The sequence below is a fragment of the Neisseria maigaei genome (assembly GCF_958267405.1).
Classification (GTDB): domain Bacteria; phylum Pseudomonadota; class Gammaproteobacteria; order Burkholderiales; family Neisseriaceae; genus Neisseria; species Neisseria bergeri.
In genome coordinates this window covers 1-18,867 of sequence record NZ_CATQFT010000037.1, presented here as the reverse complement: position 1 = coordinate 18,867, position 18,867 = coordinate 1, and the positions used below count along the sequence as shown (strand labels likewise).

Here is an 18,867-nt window from a genome sequence, read left to right as displayed (position 1 = left end):
TTTTTAGCCAAAATAGTAGTCAAAGCGGCAGTCAGGGTGGTTTTACCATGGTCAACGTGACCGATGGTGCCAACGTTTACGTGCGGTTTGCTACGTTCGAATTTTTCCTTAGCCATGAGCTAATTCCTTTACATTAAAGATCGATTAAAGAACAATGCCGTCTGAAAAATTATTTCAGCCTTTCAGACGGCCTATTTGCCTGATTAGCCTTTACGGGCTTCAGTTACAGCAGCAGCTATGTGGGCAGGAGCTTCAGAATATTTCTTGAACTCCATAGAGTAAGTAGCGCGGCCTTGGGTTGCAGAACGCAGGTCGGTCGAGTAACCGAACATTTCTGCCAGAGGTACTTCGGCACGGACTTTTTTACCGCCGATACCGTCATCATCCATACCCAATACAACACCGCGACGGCGGTTCAAATCGCCCATTACGTCGCCCATGTATTCTTCCGGGGTTTCCACTTCAACTGCCATGATTGGCTCAAGCAGGGCAGGAGATGCTTGACGCATACCTTCTTTAAACGCTTGAGAAGCAGCCAATTCAAATGCCAATTGGGAAGAGTCGACATCATGGTAAGAACCGAATACCAGACGGATACGTACGTCAACTACAGGATAGCCGGCAACGATACCGTTAGGCAACGTATCGCGGATACCTTTATCGACAGACGGAATAAATTCACGAGGAATCACACCACCTTTAATTTCATCGATAAACTCGTAACCTTCACCACCCGGTTCCATAGGTTCCATTTCAATCACAACGTGACCGTATTGACCTTTACCACCGGATTGTTTTGCATGTTTGTATTCAGCTTTAACGGCTTTGCGGATGGTTTCGCGGTAAGCCACTTGAGGCGCACCGATGTTTGCTTCCACACCGAATTCGCGTTTCATACGGTCAACAATAATTTCCAAGTGCAGCTCACCCATACCGGAAATAATAGTTTGACCGGATTCTTCGTCTGTACGAACACGGAAAGAAGGGTCTTCTTTTGCCAGACGGTTCAGGGCAATACCCATTTTCTCTTGGTCGGCTTTGGTTTTCGGCTCAACGGCAATATGAATTACCGGCTCAGGGAATTCCATGCGTTCCAAGATGATCGGTGCGCTTTCTGCACACAAGGTTTCACCAGTGGTAACGTCTTTCAGACCGATAGCGGCTGCGATGTCGCCAGCGCGTACTTCTTCAATTTCAGTACGGTCTGCAGCAGTCATTTGTACCAAGCGACCGATACGTTCGCGAGTACCTTTTACAGAGTTCAATACGGTATCACCGGATTTCACCACGCCAGAGTAAACGCGGATGAAAGTCAGCTGACCAACGTATTTATCGTTCAACATTTTGAACGCCAATGCAGAGAATTTCTCTTCATCGCTTGCTTGGCGGCTGTCAGCTTCTTCAGTGTTAGGGTTAACACCTTGAACTGGAGGAATGTCGGTAGGAGCAGGCAGCAATTCTACAACTGCGTCCAACATACGTTGAACACCTTTGTTTTTAAATGCTGAACCACACAACATTGGTTGAATTTCGCCGGCCAAAGTACGTTGACGCAATGCGCCTACGATTTCTTCTTCAGTCAGCTCATCACCGCCCAAGTATTTGTCCATCAATTCTTCGCTGGCTTCGGCTGCGGCTTCAATCATATTTTGACGCCATTCTTCGGCAGTTTTGACCAATTCGGCAGGAATATCGCCATAGGTAAAGGTTGTACCTTTATCGGCTTCATTCCAAATGATGGATTTCATTTTCAGCAGATCAACCACACCGGTGAAACTGTCTTCCGCGCCTACCGGAATGACGATAGGTACAGGGTTTGCGCGCAAACGGGTTTTCATTTGCTCGACAACACGGAAGAAGTTGGCACCTTGGCGGTCCATTTTATTCACAAACGCCAAGCGCGGAACTTGGTATTTGTTGGCTTGCCGCCATACGGTTTCAGATTGGGGTTGAACACCGCCCACCGCGCAGTAAACCATTACCGCGCCGTCCAATACACGCATAGAACGCTCTACCTCTACGGTAAAGTCAACGTGTCCCGGGGTGTCGATGATGTTGAAACGGTGCTCGGGGAATTGTTTCGCCATACCGGACCAGTAGGAAGTAACGGCAGCGGAGGTAATGGTAATACCGCGCTCTTGCTCTTGTTCCATGTAGTCGGTAGTAGCCGCACCGTCATGCACTTCGCCCAGCTTGTGGGTCAAACCGGTATAGAACAAAATACGTTCTGTCGTCGTGGTTTTACCCGCGTCAATATGGGCGGAAATACCGATGTTACGGTACAGGCTGATCGGGGTCTTACGAGCCATTTTATTAGCCTTTCAAAATTAGAAACGGAAGTGAGAGAATGCTTTGTTGGCTTCAGCCATACGGTGTACTTCTTCACGTTTTTTCAACGCACCACCACGACCTTCAGCCGCATCAATCAATTCACCTGCCAAGCGCAGGTCCATAGATTTCTCACCACGTTTGCGGGCCGCGTCGCGAACCCAGCGCATTGCCAAAGCCAGACGACGTGAAGGACGAACTTCAACAGGAACTTGGTAGTTTGCACCACCTACACGGCGGCTTTTCACTTCCACGATAGGTTTGGCGTTTGCAATGGCTTCGTTAAATACTTCGATTGCTACTTTGCCGGTTTTTTTCTCAATTTGTTCCAGAGCACCGTAAACGATACGTTCTGCAACAGATTTTTTACCGTCAATCATCAATACGTTCATGAATTTAGTCAGCTCAACGCTGCCGAATTTAGGATCTGGCAGTACGTCGCGCTTAGGGACTTCTCTACGTCTTGGCATTTTAATTTCCTTTAATCTATTCAGTTGGGTCAATTCCCATGAATACCCAATTGAGTATTCACTTACTCGGCCGTTGTTCAGCTTAGGCGGCCGACGTGCCTATTTGAGTCCCTGTAATTATTTAGGACGCTTAGCACCGTATTTGGAACGGGCTTGTTTACGGTCTTTAACACCTGCAGTATCCAAAGAACCGCGTACAGTGTGGTAACGCACACCCGGCAAGTCTTTTACACGACCGCCGCGAATCAATACGACACTATGCTCTTGCAAGTTGTGGCCTTCACCGCCGATGTATGAAATGACTTCAAAACCGTTGGTCAGGCGGACTTTACATACTTTACGCAATGCAGAGTTAGGTTTTTTAGGGGTAGTCGTGTATACACGGGTGCATACGCCGCGTTTTTGCGGGCAGGCTTCCAGTGCAGGCACTTTGTTTACGTACACGGGCTTTTGACGGCCTTTGCGTACCAATTGGTTGATAGTTGGCATATTTTCTCGTCCTGTTGAGTTAAATACTTGCCGACACCATGTCGGCAAGAGTGGAATTATATTTTTATTGCAAGCAGACAGTCAAGCATAACGACAAGAAGAAAGATGATTTTCTTGTTTGCCGATAAATATTTACCGACTTCCCTCACAATCAGTCGGACGACTGAAGAAAATACCGTCAATACGTTTTTTCTATACTGACAAACCATTCCTTGCCGCTGCGCGAATAAAAGGCGGGCATATTGCTGTTGATCTTGTTGTAACGGAAATTTATTTGGGGTGTAAACCCTTTCCACGACAGTTTTTTATGCCATAAAGCCGCGCTCATCCGATATTCATCATCGCGCCGAGTAAAATTGTAAATTAATGTTGCAGGGGCTTTAAATATCCGTTTCGTGTAACCCGCACCCAACTTCAGTCCAAGACCGCCGTCTAATATTTTCACCGTACCCAAACTTACACCATAACGCCGTGAAGCCTGCTCTTTCTCCACAGTATTATCAAACATACCGCTAATACCTCCGTACAACTGCCAAGCCGGCATCGCGTAATAGCTGAACGTACTGCTGACTGAAATCGTTTTACTGTTGTAACGTTTTGCCAAATATTCGTCATGGTATTGTTTGCGGCCGTACTGGAGAGATTGGGTGCTGCGCCATTTTTCATTCAGACGGCGGCTGTAATCCAACGCAATACCCGTATTTGCCGTATAACGGTTATTGCCCAGCCGGTTTTGTTCGACAAAGGGCTGGAATCCCCACTCTAGACGGCTATTCTGATAACGGTAGCCTACTTCGGCATGAAACGCCTGTTCGCTAAAATCCCGGGCATTCCAATAATGCACACCGGAACCGCTGATGCCTAAGCGGGCAAAGTGATTGCCTGCAATGTTAAACACCCGGTCAATACCCAGTTCGTACCTTATCCCGTTGGCGCGTTTGGGCAGGCTGTCTTCCGATTTTGTCCATTTCCGGCCGTTGAGGATGATGTTCCGTGAAGGGGAAGCACTGTTTACATTATCTGTTTGTTCGTAATTCATATTGAACGAAGGATGCCACACCTGCACCGCTTCCGCCTGACGGATATATTCCCGTGCAAGCTGCCGCATATCGGGCGGCAACGCCTCCTCGACCCGGTGCAACTGAACCAATGCCTCACAATATTGTTTGTCTTCAAACAGCATCACGCCCAAATCAAAACGGGGATAAACAAGGTCAGGCCTTTCCGACAACAACTCACGGTATAAATCGGCCGCCTCGCCCTGCCGCATCTCGCTGCGGTATAACGCGCCGAGGGCATAACGGTACAGCACCGTATCATATTGCGGTTGTTCGGCATATTGGGGCAATAGGCGTTTCAGTGCCGCCCAGTCCCGCGCCAACAACGCCCGGTTAATCTGCATTCCCATCCGATCGCCTCGAACATCGCTGCCTGTCGCACTTTTAGGAGCTTCAGACGGCATTGCATCGCGAATCGGCGGCACATCCTCTGCAAACGGCAGGAGGGCGAGGCTTTCCCCTTCAGACGGCATCGCAGCCCGACTACCGACGTTAATCGGTTCGACAGGCACGCCGATATCCTCGGCAAACGTCGCCGAAGCGATTAGGTATCCCATAAAAAAGATATTTTTAGATTTCATCAATTTCATAACAAATTCAAATAAAATGCCCAGCAACACCATTTCTCTTTTCGTATTACACGGCCATTTACGTTCAGTAAGAATCAACTGTTTTGAAAGAAATTATTGCTGTTTTGAGGTATTGCATTGCCGCTTGGCAGCATTCGATTCGGCGGACTGTTTTTTGAAGAAAATGCCGTCTGAAACTTCAGACGGCATCTTGCCCGGACAAACGGCACTAAATAGAAATAGTGCTTTCTCTATTTCTTCTCGCCGCCGAAACCGATAACAGCTTGATATTTATACTCATGACTTACAGCACCTGCTACTTCATTAGCCGCTTCGCCGAAAATACCCAAATGATACTTTTTAATCTCCTTATCCTTCTCTGACGTAGCCACCCCTTCGTTCACGCCGAAATAAGAAACCTGGTCTTTCAACCCCAAGCTGAAGCCGGACGCTCGATAAGGGATTCTCTCAATAGCAGCTTCTTCTAATTTGATCTTGCCATATTGTTCCATTCCTTCAATTGAGCCAGAGCCTTTTCTAAGATCAAAATCAATTGTGTATCTAAATACGCCATTATGGTTATCTAACGATTCTTTGGATAAAACCCCATTACCGCCAAATGCCCGACCTTCATATTGAAAGCTCCCAGCCTTGGGTAATTTGTCTTCATCTGTTGCCACGCCTCTAATGTCGCCCAGAGCAAAGTCAAATGGAATCTCTTCAGGATTTTGTCTATTCTCTCTTGTAGGATTACCGTCTTTTCGAGCGTAGCCAAAATAGCCTCTAACCACGGAATACGGCTGCTCATAAACCCAAGTTTTTGATAGCGCATAATTCTGTTCTTTATCCGCACCGTAAACCTCAATCTTTTGCTCACTCAAACCTTTGGGGAGAACATCTAGCTCACCCCCCTTACTACCTTCGTATTTTTTACCATTAACATATACATCCATCTTCTGAAGTTGTTCCTTACTAAACGGCTCTTCACCGTCTAGAAATAGCATTGCCTTGACAGATTCACCCTTACCGAGCTTACCTGCATATTGTTTTCGCGCTCCTGTATATTCATCACCTTTAACCTCTAATACTTTGGCTTGCAATTCTTTTGGTACATCTTTTAATGATGATTTCTCCAGATATTCAATAACTTTCTCATCTTTCGTATCAACATTTGCATTGTCTTTCAGTTGTTCCGAAACGCTTGGTTGAACCGACATAGATGAACCGGAACCGCCACCCGCGCACGCTGTTAGCCCCATAGAGGCAATAGCAGCAATAACAAGTTTATTCATTACTGATTGAGATACTTTCATTTAGACTCCCCAAACTTTATTAAAAAACTTAAGCTTTAAGTCTGGAAATTCTACCCCCCCTCAAAATTCTTAAAGCATTTTTGCAATATTTAACACAATAACCTTCGAATTTAACTCGTTCTATTCGATGCATAATTTGGCGGCACGAAGATATGGAACGCTTATCGGGCTTATATCCACACGCCTCAAAATGACGAAAACGCTTGTTTTTGCCTTAATCGGACAAAGAAAAACCGCAAACTCAAGGCTTGCGGTTTTTTATTGAATGGACGCGCCGAAGATTATTCATCCGTTACGTGGGTTTCAGCAGTCTCCTGCTCTACCTCTTGCCATTGTTGATGGCGGCTGCGGTGGTAAGTCAAACCGGTACCGGCAGGAATCAGACGGCCGACAATCACGTTCTCTTTCAGACCGCGCAACTCGTCTTGTTTGCCCATGATGGCAGCTTCGGTCAGAACGCGGGTCGTTTCTTGGAACGATGCGGCAGAAATGAAGCTGTCGGTGGACAGGGAGGCTTTGGTAATACCCAGCAATACGTTTTCGTAACGTGCCGGCTCTTTGCCTTCTTCCAAAGCTTTTTCATTGGCCGCCATCACATCGCCGCGTTCGACCTGCTCGCCGGTAATAAAGCCGGTTTCGCCGGCATCCGCAATGTTCACACGGCGCAGCATTTGACGGATGATGACTTCGATGTGCTTATCGGAAATCTTCACACCTTGCAGGCGGTAAACCTCTTGCACCTCTTGAACGATATAACGCGCCAGTGCTTCGATACCTTGCAGACGCAGAATATCATGCGGATCGACCGCGCCGTCCACAATGGTTTCGCCTCGGTTTACCACTTGACCGTCGTGTACCAAAATCTGTTTCTCTTTGGAAATCAGGGTTTCGTATGCTACACCGTCCACGTCAGTGATAATCAGACGTTGCTTGCCTTTGGTCTCTTTGCCGAAAGAAACGGTACCGGTGATTTCTGCCAACATACCGGCATCTTTCGGCACGCGTGCTTCAAACAACTCGGCAACGCGCGGCAGACCGCCGGTAATGTCGCGGGTTTTGGAAGAGGCTTGCGGGATACGCGCCAATACGTCGCCTTTACCGATTTCCTGACCTTCGCGCACAGTAATCACTGCACCCACTGGGAACGCCATGGATACCGGAGTGGAAGTACCCGGGATGCAGATTTCCAGACCGTTTTCGTCCAAGAGTTTCACAGTCGGACGCAGCAGTTTGGATGCGCTGCTGGAACGGCGTTTACCGTCAATCACCACCAAAGTGGACAAACCGGTTACATCATCGGTTTGTTTGGCAACGGTTACGCCCTCTTCCACGTTCTCGAATTTCACCATACCTGCGTGTTCGGTAATCATCGGACGGGTATGCGGATCCCAAGTTGCCAAGGTTTGACCGGCTTTAATGGCCATACCGTCTTGTACCAGCAGGATAGCACCGTAAGGTACTTTGTGGCGTTCGCGTTCACGGCCGATGTCATCATGAATCACGACTTCGCAAGAGCGGCCGATGACAACCAATTCGCCTTTGTTGTTGGCAACATAACGCATTTGGCTGCTGAATCGTGCCGTACCGTTGGATTTAGCTTCCACTTGGCTGGCTGCCGCCGCACGGGATGCCGCACCACCGATGTGGAACGTACGCATGGTCAACTGAGTACCCGGCTCACCGATAGACTGAGCCGCAATGACGCCGACTGCTTCACCGGCATTGACCAATTTGCCGCGTGCCAAGTCGCGACCATAACAGTGCGCACACAAGCCATGGCGGGTTTTACAAGTAATCGGTGTACGGACTTTGACTTCATCGACACCGGATTGGTCAATCATATCCACCAGTTTTTCAGTCAACAACGTGCCTGCTTCAACCAATGTTTCGCCACTTGACGGATCAACAACGTCAGACGCGGTAACACGACCCAAAATACGATCGCGCAATGCTTCAATCACATCACCGCCTTGTACCACTGCCTTCATGACAAAGCCGTCTGAAGTACCGCAATCGTCTTCAACAACGACCAAATCTTGAGTTACGTCTACCAGACGACGGGTCAGGTAACCGGAGTTCGCGGTTTTCAATGCGGTATCCGCCAAACCCTTACGCGCACCGTGGGTCGCAATAAAGTATTGCAATACGGTCAGACCTTCGCGGAAGTTTGAGGTAATCGGCGTTTCAATAATCGAGCCGTCAGGTTTAGCCATCAAACCGCGCATACCGGACAACTGTTTAATCTGAGCCGCAGAACCACGGGCACCGGAGTCTGCCATCATATAGATGGAGTTGAATGACTCTTGATCGACTTCGTTACCGTCACGGTCGATAACTTTCTGTTTGGACAGGTTGTCCATCATCGCTTTAGCGATCTTATCGCCGGCACGACCCCAAATATCCACTACTTTGTTGTAGCGTTCGCCGTTGGTTACCAAACCTTGACGGTATTGGTCTTCGATTTCTTTAACCTCGGCATTGGCTTCAGCCAACAAGGCCGCTTTTTCTTTCGGAATCTCCATGTCGTCAACAGCAATGGAAATACCGCCTTTGGCTGCAAATCCGAAACCGGTATACATCAAGTGGTCGGCGAAGATAACCGTATCGCGCAAACCGCATAGGCGGAACGATGCGTTAATCAGCTTGGAAATTTCTTTTTTCTTCAACGCTTTGTTGATGTACTCGAACGGCAGACCTTTCGGCAAGATTTCGCTCAACAATGCACGGCCGACGGTTGTTTCATAACGGTTAACGACAGGCTCAAACTCACCTGCTTCGTTTTTCACCCATTCGCGCAGACGTACGGTGATTTTCGTACCCAGCTCAACCTGTTTGGTATGGTATGCGCGATGCACTTCTTTCACATCGGCAAACAGGCTGCCTTCGCCTTTGGCATTGATACGGTCGCGGGTCATGTAGTACAGACCCAATACGATATCTTGAGAAGGTACGATAATCGGTTCGCCGTTGGCTGGAGACAATACGTTGTTTGAAGCCAGCATCAGCGTGCGTGCCTCCATTTGTGCTTCCAAGCTCAATGGAACGTGTACAGCCATTTGGTCACCGTCAAAGTCGGCGTTAAATGCGGCACACACCAATGGGTGCAACTGAATGGCTTTACCTTCGATCAAGATAGGTTCAAACGCTTGAATACCCAAACGGTGCAGGGTCGGCGCACGGTTCAGCATAATCGGATGTTCTCGGATGACTTCTTCTAAGATGTCCCATACTTCCGGTACTTCTTGTTCTACCAATTTTTTCGCTGCTTTAACGGTAGAGGCCAGACCTTGTTTTTCCAGTTTATGGAAAATGAACGGTTTGAACAGTTCCAAAGCCATTTTTTTCGGCAAACCGCATTGGTGCAGACGCAGGTATGGACCTACGGTAATCACGGAACGACCGGAGTAGTCCACACGTTTACCCAGCAGGTTTTGACGGAAACGACCGCCCTTACCTTTAATCATGTCAGCCAATGATTTCAGCGGACGTTTGTTGGCACCGGTCATAGCCTTACCGCGACGGCCGTTATCCAACAGCGAGTCGACCGCTTCTTGCAACATACGTTTTTCGTTGCGGACGATGATGTCGGGCGCGTGCAGTTCCAGCAGGCGTTTCAGACGGTTGTTACGATTGATGACGCGACGGTATAAATCGTTCAAATCGGAAGTGGCAAAACGACCGCCGTCCAATGGAACCAGAGGACGCAAATCGGGCGGCAATACCGGCAGCACGTCCATAATCATCCACTCCAGCTTCATACCGGAACGATGGAAGGCTTCCAATACTTTCAAGCGTTTGGCAATTTTTTTGATTTTGGTGTCGGAACCGGTCGATTCCAACTCTTGGCGCAGGATTTCGATTTCGCCCGCTACATTCAAGGTACGCAGCAATTCGCGGATACCTTCCGCACCCATTTTGGCATCGAAATCGTCGCCGTATTCGTCCAGCTTGTTGTAGTAATCGTCTTCAGTCAGCAATTGGCGGCGTTGCAGCGGAGTCATACCGGGGTCGGTTACCACAAATGCTTCAAAGTACAATACGCGTTCAATGTCGCGCAAAGTCATGTCCAACACCATACCCAGGCGGGAAGGCAGGGATTTCAAGAACCAAATGTGTGCGACGGGCGCGGCCAATTCAATATGGCCCATGCGTTCGCGGCGCACTTTGGACAAAGTCACTTCCACGCCGCATTTTTCACAGGTTACACCTTTAAATTTCAAGCGTTTATATTTTCCGCACAAGCACTCGTAGTCTTTGACCGGACCAAAGATTTTGGCGCAGAACAGACCGTCACGCTCGGGTTTGAACGTACGGTAGTTGATGGTTTCAGGCTTTTTAACTTCGCCGTAAGACCATGAGCGGATGGTTTCGGGAGAGGCAATACCGATTTTGATGGCATCAAACTCTTCTTCCATGCCGGCGGTTTGCAACGGATTAAATAAGTTCAACAAATTCATTTCTGCTCCTTAAAGGAAGTATTTTTACCGCGTGGCGGATTTTCGATATGGGTATCGGCACAGCGTTTTCAGACGGCATTTCGTTTTTAAACATTGTCGGCTGCCCCGCATACCTGCAGAACAGCTCCCCTTATGCCGTCTGAAACCCGTATCAGTAACGTTCCAAATCAATATCCAAGCCCAGTGAGCGAATCTCTTTGACCAATACGTTGAAGGACTCGGGCATACCGGCATCGATTTTGTGTTCGCCTTTGACGATGTTTTCGTACATTTTGGTACGGCCATTCACGTCGTCAGACTTCACGGTCAGCATCTCTTGCAACGTGTATGCCGCACCGTATGCTTCCAATGCCCAAACCTCCATCTCACCGAAACGTTGGCCGCCGAATTGGGCTTTACCGCCCAGAGGCTGCTGGGTAACCAGACTGTACGGGCCGGTAGAACGGGCGTGCATTTTTTCGTCAACCAAGTGGTGCAGTTTCAGATAGTGCATCACACCGACTGTAACCTTGCGGTCAAATGGCTCGCCAGAGCGTCCGTCATACAACGTGATTTGGGTTTTGCTGTCGTTAAAGCCTAATTTTTTAACTTCTGGATCGTCACTTGGATAAGCCAAGTTCAACATTTCGCGAATTTCAGATTCTTTCGCACCGTCAAACACTGGGGACGCGAAAGATGCGCCTTTACGCAAGTTAGAAGCCAATTCGATGATTTCTTCATCTGTCAGGCTGTCTAAATCTTCTTTCTTACCGCTGCCGTTGTAGAGTTTGTTCAAGAATTCACGCAGCTCGCTGGCTTTGCGTTGCTCTTTCAGCATACGGTCGATACGCTCGCCGATACCTTTTGCTGCCCAACCCAAGTGAACTTCCAAAATCTGACCGATGTTCATACGGGAAGGTACGCCCAACGGGTTCAGTACGATGTCCACAGGACGACCGTCCGCCATGTACGGCATGTCTTCCACAGGCAGAATGCGAGATACCACACCTTTATTACCGTGGCGACCCGCCATTTTGTCACCGGCTTGCAGACGGCGTTTGATGGCGATAAATACTTTCACCATTTTTTGTACGCCCGGTTGCAATTCGTCGCCTTGGGTCAGTTTTTTCTTCTTGATCTCATACAACTCATCCGCTTCTTCGCGTTTTTGTTGCAGGCTCAATTTAATCAGTTCCAACTGTTTGGCCAAGTCTTCGTCAGCCAGCCGGATGTCAAACCAATCATGTTTGCTGGACAGGCTTGCCAAATATTCGGTAGTGATTTCACTGCCTTTAGCCAGCTTCATCGGACCACCATTGGCTTTTTGACCAACAATCATACGTTCGATACGGTCGAATGCGTCGTTGTCGAAAATACGCAATTGGTCGTTCAAATCCAAACGGTAGCGTTTCAACTCGGAATCGATAATGGATTGGGCGCGTTTGTCGCGTTGGATGCCTTCGCGGGTAAAGACTTGAACGTCGATAACCGTACCGCTCATACCGGTAGGCATACGCAATGAAGTATCTTTTACGTCAGACGCTTTTTCGCCGAAGATGGCGCGCAACAGTTTTTCTTCCGGAGTCAGTTGGGTTTCGCCTTTAGGCGTTACTTTACCTACCAACACATCGCCTGCTTCGACTTCCGCACCGATGTAAACGATACCTGATTCGTCCAAACGGTTTTGCATACGCTCGGACAAGTTCGGAATATCGCGGGTAATATCTTCCGCACCCAGCTTGGTATCGCGGGCAACGACATTCAATTCCTCAATGTGAATCGAAGTATAGCGGTCGTCCGCAGCCACTTTTTCGGAAATCAGAATCGAGTCTTCGTAGTTGTAACCGTTCCACGGCATGAAGGCGATGGTCATATTCTGACCCAAAGCCAATTCGCCCAAATCGGTGGACGCGCCGTCGGCCACCAAATCGCCGCGTTGCAACACATCTCCGGCTTTGACGGCCGGACGTTGGTTGATGTTGGTAGATTGGTTGGAACGGGTGAATTTGACCAGGTTGTAAATATCGACACCCACTTCGCCGGCAGTCGCTTCGTCGTCATGGACACGGATCACAACGCGGTTGGCATCGACATACTCGACCACGCCGCCTCGTCGGGCAACGATTGCAGTAGCAGAGTCAACGGCAACGGAACGCTCGATACCGGTACCGACCATCGGTTTTTCAGGACGCAGGCAAGGCACTGCCTGACGTTGCATATTCGCACCCATCAATGCGCGGTTCGCGTCATCGTGTTCCAAGAACGGAATCAGGGATGCCGCAACGGATACCACCTGGCCGGTTGCCACGTCCATATATTGGACGCGGTCGGGCGTTGCCATAATGGTTTCGCCTTTTTCACGACAGGTAACCAAATCGCCAATCAGATTGCCGTCTGAATCCAAATCGGCATTCGCCTGTGCAATCACATAGCGGCCTTCTTCGATGGCAGACAAGTAATCGATTTCCTCGGTTACTTTGCCGTCGATAACGCGGCGGTAAGGCGTTTCCAAGAAACCGTAATCATTGGTGCGCGCATAAACGGACAATGAGTTGATCAAACCGATGTTCGGACCTTCAGGCGTTTCAATCGGACATACGCGGCCGTAGTGGGTCGGATGCACGTCCCGTACCTCAAAGCCTGCACGTTCGCGGGTCAAACCGCCCGGACCCAATGCGGATACACGGCGTTTATGGGTTACTTCAGACAAGGGGTTGGTCTGATCCATAAACTGACTCAATTGGCTGGAGCCGAAGAATTCTTTGATGGCGGCAGAAACGGGTTTCGCATTGATCAAGTCATGCGGCATCAAGTTCTCAGATTCTGCTTGGTTCAAACGCTCTTTAACTGCACGTTCTACACGAGCCAAACCACTGCGGAATTGGTTTTCTGTCAACTCGCCTACGGAACGAACGCGACGGTTGCCCAAGTGGTCAATATCGTCTACTTCGCCATGACCGTTACGCAGTTCAACCAATGTAGCAATGGAAGCAACGATGTCTTCAACGCTCAGAACGTAACCGCCTTTTTCAGCAGCACCGGCCAAAGTTTCGTTCAGCAAACGGCCATACCAAGAATTTTGTTGTGCTTCAGACAATTTTTGCTCGTATGTACGCGTATTAAATTTCATACGGCCTACGCGAGACAAATCATAACTGTCTTCACTGAAGAACAAGCGGTTAAAGAGCTGCTCAACAGCTTCTTCGGTAGGCGGTTCGCCAGGACGCATCATGCGGTAAATCGCTACGCGTGCAGCTTGCTGATCAGCAGTTTCGTCTGTACGCAGAGTGCTGGAGATGTAACCACCTTGATCCAATTCATTGATATAAAGGGTCGTAATTTCTTTTACACCATGGATATCAAGTTTGGCCAACAGTTCTTCTGTAATTTCATCGTTAGCAGAAGCCAATACTTCGCCGGTTTCCGGATCAATCAGGTCAGCAGCCAATGCTTTACCCAACAGGCTTTCTGGTTCTACATCCAGACGAGTCAAACCTGCATTGGTAATATCACGGATATTTTTCGCAGTAATGCGTTTACCTTTGGCGACCAGTACATTGCCTTCTTTATCCAAGATATCAACTTTGGCAGTTTCACCTTTCAGACGGCCTGCAACCAGATCAGTCTGAACACCGTTTGAAGACAAATAGAAAGTTTCTTTGTCGTAGAAAATATCCAAGATTTGTTCATTGTTGTAGCCCAAAGCTTTCAACAAAATCGTAACCGGCATTTTACGGCGACGGTCGATACGGAAATACAGCAAATCTTTCGGATCAAATTCAAAATCCAACCATGAACCACGGTAGGGAATGATGCGGGCGGAGAATAACAATTTGCCGGAAGAGTGTGTCTTACCTTTGTCATGCTCGAAGAACACGCCGGGCGAACGGTGCAACTGGGAAACAATCACACGCTCTGTGCCGTTAATCACAAAAGAACCGCTCGGGGTCATCAACGGAATTTCGCCCATATATACTTCGTTTTCACGAACTTCTTTTACCGTCGGTTTAGACGCTTCCTTGTCTAAAATCACCAAACGGATACGCGCGCGCAGGGGGGCAGCATAAGTGATTCCGCGCAATTGACATTCAGGAATATCGAACAAAGGCTCGCCCAATGTGTAATGCACAAACTCCAATCGCGCATAACCGTTATGGCTCACAATCGGGAAAATAGAATTAAATGCCGCCTGCAGACCGTCATCGGTACGTTTGTCAAAAGCATTTTCCAGCTGCAAAAACTTCGCATAAGAATCAATTTGGGTTGCCAGCAGGAAAGGAACATCTAAGACATTCTCTCGCTTTGCAAAACTCTTACGGATACGTTTTTTCTCGGTAAACGAATAGCTCATATACACTCCGAAAAGCAATTTTAAATAATAGGCCACCTGAAACAGCGGCATGCATCAACCTGATATTTACATTTATTTGCAATGATTTTATAAAGACTATGCAAATAAATGTAAACAATGCCTGATGCTTATTTTAAGAAGCAAAATAAGGCTGGCAGAAAACTGCCAGCCTTCATAGGAAGCATCAAATTATTTGATTTCGACTTTAGCGCCGGCTTCTTCCAGTTGTTTTTGGATGTCTTCAGCTTCAGCTTTAGAAACACCTTCTTTCAGAGTTTTAGGTGCACCGTCAACGATGTCTTTAGCTTCTTTCAGACCCAGACCAGTGATAGCGCGGACAACTTTAATCACGCCAACTTTTTGATCACCGGCAGAAGCCAAAACGACATCAAATTCGGTTTTTTCTTCAGCAGCGGCAGCAGGACCAACAGAACCTGTAACAGCAACTGCAGCAGCAGAAACACCGAATTTTTCTTCAAAAGCTTTAACCAGGTCATTCAGTTCCATTACGGTCAAAGAACCAACTGCTTCCAAAATGTCTTCTTTAGTAATAGCCATGCTATTTTACTCCAAATATTGTATTAAAAAATAATTGATTAACAGAAACAAAATCGATTAAGCGGCTTCTTCGCCGGCTTTTTTCTCTGCCAAAGCAGCCAAACCGCGCGCAAAGCCCGATACAGGAGCTTGCATAACAAACAACAGTTTGGACAACAGCTCTTCGCGGCTCGGAATAGAAGCCAACTCAGCAACCTGAGCAGCATTCATTACTTCGCCATTGTAAGAACCGGCTTTAACGACAATTTTGTCATCTTTTTTCGCGAATTGGTGCAACACTTTAGCAGCAGCAACAGCATCTTCAGAAGCAGCGTAAACCAACGGACCAACCATTTGATCAGCCAATTCTGCAAATGAAGTACCTTTCACTGCACGACGAGCCAAAGTATTTTTCAGAACGCGCAAATAAACGCCTTCTTTACGTGCATTCGCACGAAGCTCAGTCATACTGGAAACACTGATACCGCGATATTCAGCGACTACGAGGGTTTGAGCGTTAGCAATTGCCGCGCTAATTTCCTCGACCGCCACTTTCTTGGTTTCAATATTGAGACTCAAGGTCTACCTCCCACTGTTTATAAACAGGATACCAAAACGATATCCCACCAGCGCGGTAACCTAAAAAGACATCTTACAAGCAATCTTGCAATGTGTTTCAGGACTACCGTCTGCGTAGGGCAGTTACGATTAAATCTTACGATCCCTACGGTCTTGGACATCTACTTAATTTTAAGTAGCCCAAATTCAAGCAACTCAAAAATAGAGTTGCTTGAAAATTTCTTAGATTAGTTATTTACGCTTGATGTATCAACGCGAATACCCAAACCCATGGTGCTGGACACAGCAACTTTTTTCAAATACTGACCTTTAGCGGCAGCAGGCTTGGCTTTAACGATAGCATCCAGCAACGCATCAAAGTTCTCTTTCAAATCAGCTTCAGCGAACGAAGCACGACCAATCGTTGCATGAACGATACCAGCTTTGTCGGTACGGTACTGCACTTGACCTGCTTTTGCATTTTTTACTGCTTCGGCCACATTAGGAGTAACAGTACCCACTTTAGGGTTCGGCATCAAACCACGCGGACCTAAGATGGTACCCAACTGACCAACGATGCGCATTGCATCAGGAGAAGCAATAACAACATCAAAGTTCAGATTGCCTGCTTTGATTTCAGCAGCCAAATCTTCGAAACCGACGATATCTGCACCAGCTTCTTTAGCAGCTTCTGCATTTGCACCTTGAGTAAATACAGCCACACGGGTTGTTTTACCAGTACCTTTAGGCAGAACGACTGAACCACGGATAACTTGGTCAGATTTGCGAGGATCAACGCCCAAGTTGAAAGATACGTCAACAGACTCGTCAAATTTAGCGGTAGCAGCTTTTTTAACCAAGGCAATTGCTTCGTCGATTGCGTACAGTTTGTTAGCTTCAACAGAAGAGCGAAGAGCTTTCAAGCGTTTAGATACTTTAGCCATTATACAACACCCTCCACATCCAAGCCCATTGAACGAGCAGAACCTGCTATAGTACGAACAGCCGCATCCAAGTCAGCAGCAGTCAAATCAGGCTCTTTAGTTTTAGCAATTTCTTCCAACTGAGCACGGGTCAATTTACCCACTTTGTTAGTCAAAGGATTAGAACTACCTTTTTGCAGACCAGCAGCTTTTTTCAACAAGATAGAAGCCGGCGGGGTTTTCATCACAAATGTGAATGATTTATCTGCAAATGCAGTAATCACAACCGGAATCGGCAAGCCAGGCTCCATACCTTGGGTTGCAGCATTAAATGCTTTACAGAATTCCATGATATTCAAACCACGTTGACCCAAAGCAGGACCAACTGGGGGGGATGGATTGGCTTTACCTGCAGGAATTTGCAGTTTAATATAGCCGATAATTTTCTTTGCCACTTAACGGACTCCTAAAAACGGGTAAGACGCGGAACCATTTCCGCTCCCCAAGTTAATTTTTGATTCTATCCTCTTATTGCTTTTTTTTCAAGTATAAAAATCAGTTAATCTTTTCAACCTGGCTGAACTCCAGCTCAACGGGTGTTTCTCTACCAAATATCTGAACAGACACGCGTAACTTATTCCGTTCATAATTGACCTCCTCAACCACCCCGTTAAAATCCGCAAACGGCCCTTCATTTACACGAACCTGTTGACCGACCTCAAATTCAACTTTTGGTTTCGGCTTCTCTATGCCGGTCTGAACCTGCTGTAAAATAATTTCAGCCTCTCTCTGACTAATCGGCGTGGGTCTATTAGCCCTCCCCCCAATAAAACCCGAAACACGGGGAGTGCTTTTTACAAGATGCCAAGAGTCATCTGTCATTTCCATCTCAACTAGCACATAACCAGGATATGACTTTCTTTCACTAATAGTCTTACGACCATTGCGGATATCAACAACTTTCTCTACAGGCACCAGAATTTGTCCGAAATAATCTCCCATCTCCTCACGGGCAATTCGCTCTTCCAATGTTCGTTGGACATTCTTCTCAAACCCCGAATACGCCTGTACAACATACCATTTTTTCGACATCTCAACCTTCCCTTCTCAGCAATACATCAAAAAATAACCACGAAATTGCTGTATCTGCCGCATAGATAAATATAGAAAGCACAGCAACAAACACTATAACAAATACAGTCATTCTGACAGCATCTTCACGCTTAGGCCAAACCACCTTTTTGAATTCGGACCAAGAATTTGAGAAATATGCAAAAAAACCTTCCTTACCAGAATTAGATGCAGATTCTCTATCCTGAACAACCAGTTGATCCACTTTAACGTTCTTTTTTTCAGGCGTATGTTCTGTCATATTATTTATCCATCATAGCATCTGTCTATTCTCAATCCATGCAAATGGCAAGAGAGTTTACTAAATAACAAATACAAAAAAATTAACCGGCACAAGGCCGGTTAATTTTTTATTTGGCAGGCCAAGAGGGTCTCGAACCCCCAACCCTCGGTTTTGGAGACCGATACTCTACCAATTGAGCTATTGGCCTCTAAACTTAAGCAATAACAGAAGAAACCACGCCGGCACCCACGGTACGGCCGCCTTCGCGAATCGCAAAGCGCAGGCCTTCTTCCATAGCGATAGGCGCAATCAGTTCTACGGTGATGGTTACGTTTTCACCCGGCATTACCATTTCCACACCTTCTTCCAAAGTAACTGCACCAGTTACGTCGGTGGTACGGAAGTAGAATTGGGGACGGTAGTTGGCGAAGAACGGAGTATGGCGGCCGCCCTCTTCTTTACTCAGTACGTATACTTCTGC

General features: G+C 47.4%; 15 protein-coding genes and 1 tRNA gene. All 16 read right to left on the bottom strand.

Annotated features, from left to right (window positions below; translation table 11 throughout):
- The coding region (locus Q3O06_RS06475; RefSeq protein ID WP_301817998.1) for a GTP-binding protein at positions 1-116 on the bottom strand (116 nt) is incomplete at its 3' end.
- Positions 117-203: 87 nt separating this feature from the next.
- Positions 204-2,309, bottom strand: a complete 2,106-nt coding sequence (gene fusA, locus Q3O06_RS06470; RefSeq protein ID WP_301818162.1) for an elongation factor G — start codon at positions 2,307-2,309, stop codon at positions 204-206.
- 18 nt (positions 2,310-2,327) lie between these two features.
- Complete coding sequence (gene rpsG, locus Q3O06_RS06465) at positions 2,328-2,798, bottom strand: 30S ribosomal protein S7 (protein ID WP_002240962.1); 471 nt, start codon at positions 2,796-2,798, stop codon at positions 2,328-2,330.
- A 117-nt stretch (positions 2,799-2,915) separates the two neighbouring features.
- Positions 2,916-3,287: a 30S ribosomal protein S12 gene (gene rpsL, locus Q3O06_RS06460; protein WP_002218431.1), complete on the bottom strand. Its 372-nt coding sequence runs from the start codon at positions 3,285-3,287 to the stop codon at positions 2,916-2,918.
- 178 nt (positions 3,288-3,465) lie between these two features.
- The gene (locus Q3O06_RS06455) at positions 3,466-4,902 is read right to left on the bottom strand and encodes a surface lipoprotein assembly modifier (protein ID WP_301818161.1); all 1,437 of its coding nucleotides are present in this window, start codon (positions 4,900-4,902) and stop codon (positions 3,466-3,468) included.
- 263 nt (positions 4,903-5,165) lie between these two features.
- Complete coding sequence (locus Q3O06_RS06450; RefSeq protein WP_301818160.1) at positions 5,166-6,227, bottom strand: factor H binding protein domain-containing protein; 1,062 nt, start codon at positions 6,225-6,227, stop codon at positions 5,166-5,168.
- 281 nt (positions 6,228-6,508) lie between these two features.
- Entirely contained in the window at positions 6,509-10,684 is a 4,176-nt protein-coding gene (gene rpoC, locus Q3O06_RS06445) for a DNA-directed RNA polymerase subunit beta' (protein WP_301818159.1), read from the bottom strand.
- Between the two features lie 151 nt (positions 10,685-10,835).
- Positions 10,836-15,014 carry a DNA-directed RNA polymerase subunit beta gene (gene rpoB, locus Q3O06_RS06440; RefSeq protein WP_301818158.1) on the bottom strand — a complete coding sequence of 1,393 codons (4,179 nt, stop codon included), beginning with the start codon at positions 15,012-15,014 and terminating at the stop codon, positions 10,836-10,838.
- A 189-nt stretch (positions 15,015-15,203) separates the two neighbouring features.
- Positions 15,204-15,572: a 50S ribosomal protein L7/L12 gene (gene rplL / locus Q3O06_RS06435; RefSeq protein WP_301818157.1), complete on the bottom strand. Its 369-nt coding sequence runs from the start codon at positions 15,570-15,572 to the stop codon at positions 15,204-15,206.
- 57 nt (positions 15,573-15,629) lie between these two features.
- Positions 15,630-16,130 (bottom strand): 50S ribosomal protein L10, encoded by a 501-nt coding sequence (rplJ, locus tag Q3O06_RS06430; RefSeq protein WP_003711143.1) that lies wholly within the window; start codon positions 16,128-16,130, stop codon positions 15,630-15,632.
- Positions 16,131-16,357: 227 nt separating this feature from the next.
- Positions 16,358-17,053, bottom strand: a complete 696-nt coding sequence (rplA, locus tag Q3O06_RS06425) for a 50S ribosomal protein L1 (protein ID WP_002228868.1) — start codon at positions 17,051-17,053, stop codon at positions 16,358-16,360.
- Entirely contained in the window at positions 17,053-17,487 is a 435-nt protein-coding gene (gene rplK, locus Q3O06_RS06420) for a 50S ribosomal protein L11 (protein WP_002220151.1), read from the bottom strand. Before rplK ends, rplA begins: the two co-directional genes overlap by 1 nt.
- Before the next feature lie 100 nt (positions 17,488-17,587).
- Positions 17,588-18,124, bottom strand: coding sequence for a transcription termination/antitermination protein NusG (gene nusG / locus Q3O06_RS06415; protein WP_301818156.1), 537 nt, complete (start codon positions 18,122-18,124; stop codon positions 17,588-17,590).
- A gap of 1 nt (position 18,125) precedes the next feature.
- The gene (secE, locus tag Q3O06_RS06410) at positions 18,126-18,404 is read right to left on the bottom strand and encodes a preprotein translocase subunit SecE (RefSeq protein WP_301818155.1); all 279 of its coding nucleotides are present in this window, start codon (positions 18,402-18,404) and stop codon (positions 18,126-18,128) included.
- A gap of 114 nt (positions 18,405-18,518) precedes the next feature.
- Positions 18,519-18,594, bottom strand: a tRNA-Trp gene (locus Q3O06_RS06405).
- Positions 18,595-18,600: 6 nt separating this feature from the next.
- The coding region (locus Q3O06_RS06400; RefSeq protein WP_086435591.1) for an EF-Tu C-terminal domain-related protein at positions 18,601-18,867 on the bottom strand (267 nt) is incomplete at its 5' end.

Bases quoted from the DNA above. Each gene is read 5' to 3' on its own strand.
- fusA (WP_301818162.1), bottom strand. From the start codon at position 2,309: ATGGCTCGTAAGACCCCGATCAGCCTGTACCGTAACATCGGTATTTCC.
- rplL (WP_301818157.1), bottom strand. From the start codon at position 15,572: ATGGCTATTACTAAAGAAGACATTTTGGAAGCAGTTGGTTCTTTGACC.
- rpoB (WP_301818158.1), bottom strand. From the start codon at position 15,014: ATGAGCTATTCGTTTACCGAGAAAAAACGTATCCGTAAGAGTTTTGCA.
- Q3O06_RS06450 (WP_301818160.1), bottom strand. From the start codon at position 6,227: ATGAAAGTATCTCAATCAGTAATGAATAAACTTGTTATTGCTGCTATT.
- rpsG (WP_002240962.1), bottom strand. From the start codon at position 2,798: ATGCCAAGACGTAGAGAAGTCCCTAAGCGCGACGTACTGCCAGATCCT.
- Q3O06_RS06455 (WP_301818161.1), bottom strand. From the start codon at position 4,902: ATGGGATACCTAATCGCTTCGGCGACGTTTGCCGAGGATATCGGCGTG.
- secE (WP_301818155.1), bottom strand. From the start codon at position 18,404: ATGACAGAACATACGCCTGAAAAAAAGAACGTTAAAGTGGATCAACTG.
- rplA (WP_002228868.1), bottom strand. From the start codon at position 17,053: ATGGCTAAAGTATCTAAACGCTTGAAAGCTCTTCGCTCTTCTGTTGAA.
- rpsL (WP_002218431.1), bottom strand. From the start codon at position 3,287: ATGCCAACTATCAACCAATTGGTACGCAAAGGCCGTCAAAAGCCCGTG.
- rpoC (WP_301818159.1), bottom strand. From the start codon at position 10,684: ATGAATTTGTTGAACTTATTTAATCCGTTGCAAACCGCCGGCATGGAA.
- nusG (WP_301818156.1), bottom strand. From the start codon at position 18,124: ATGTCGAAAAAATGGTATGTTGTACAGGCGTATTCGGGGTTTGAGAAG.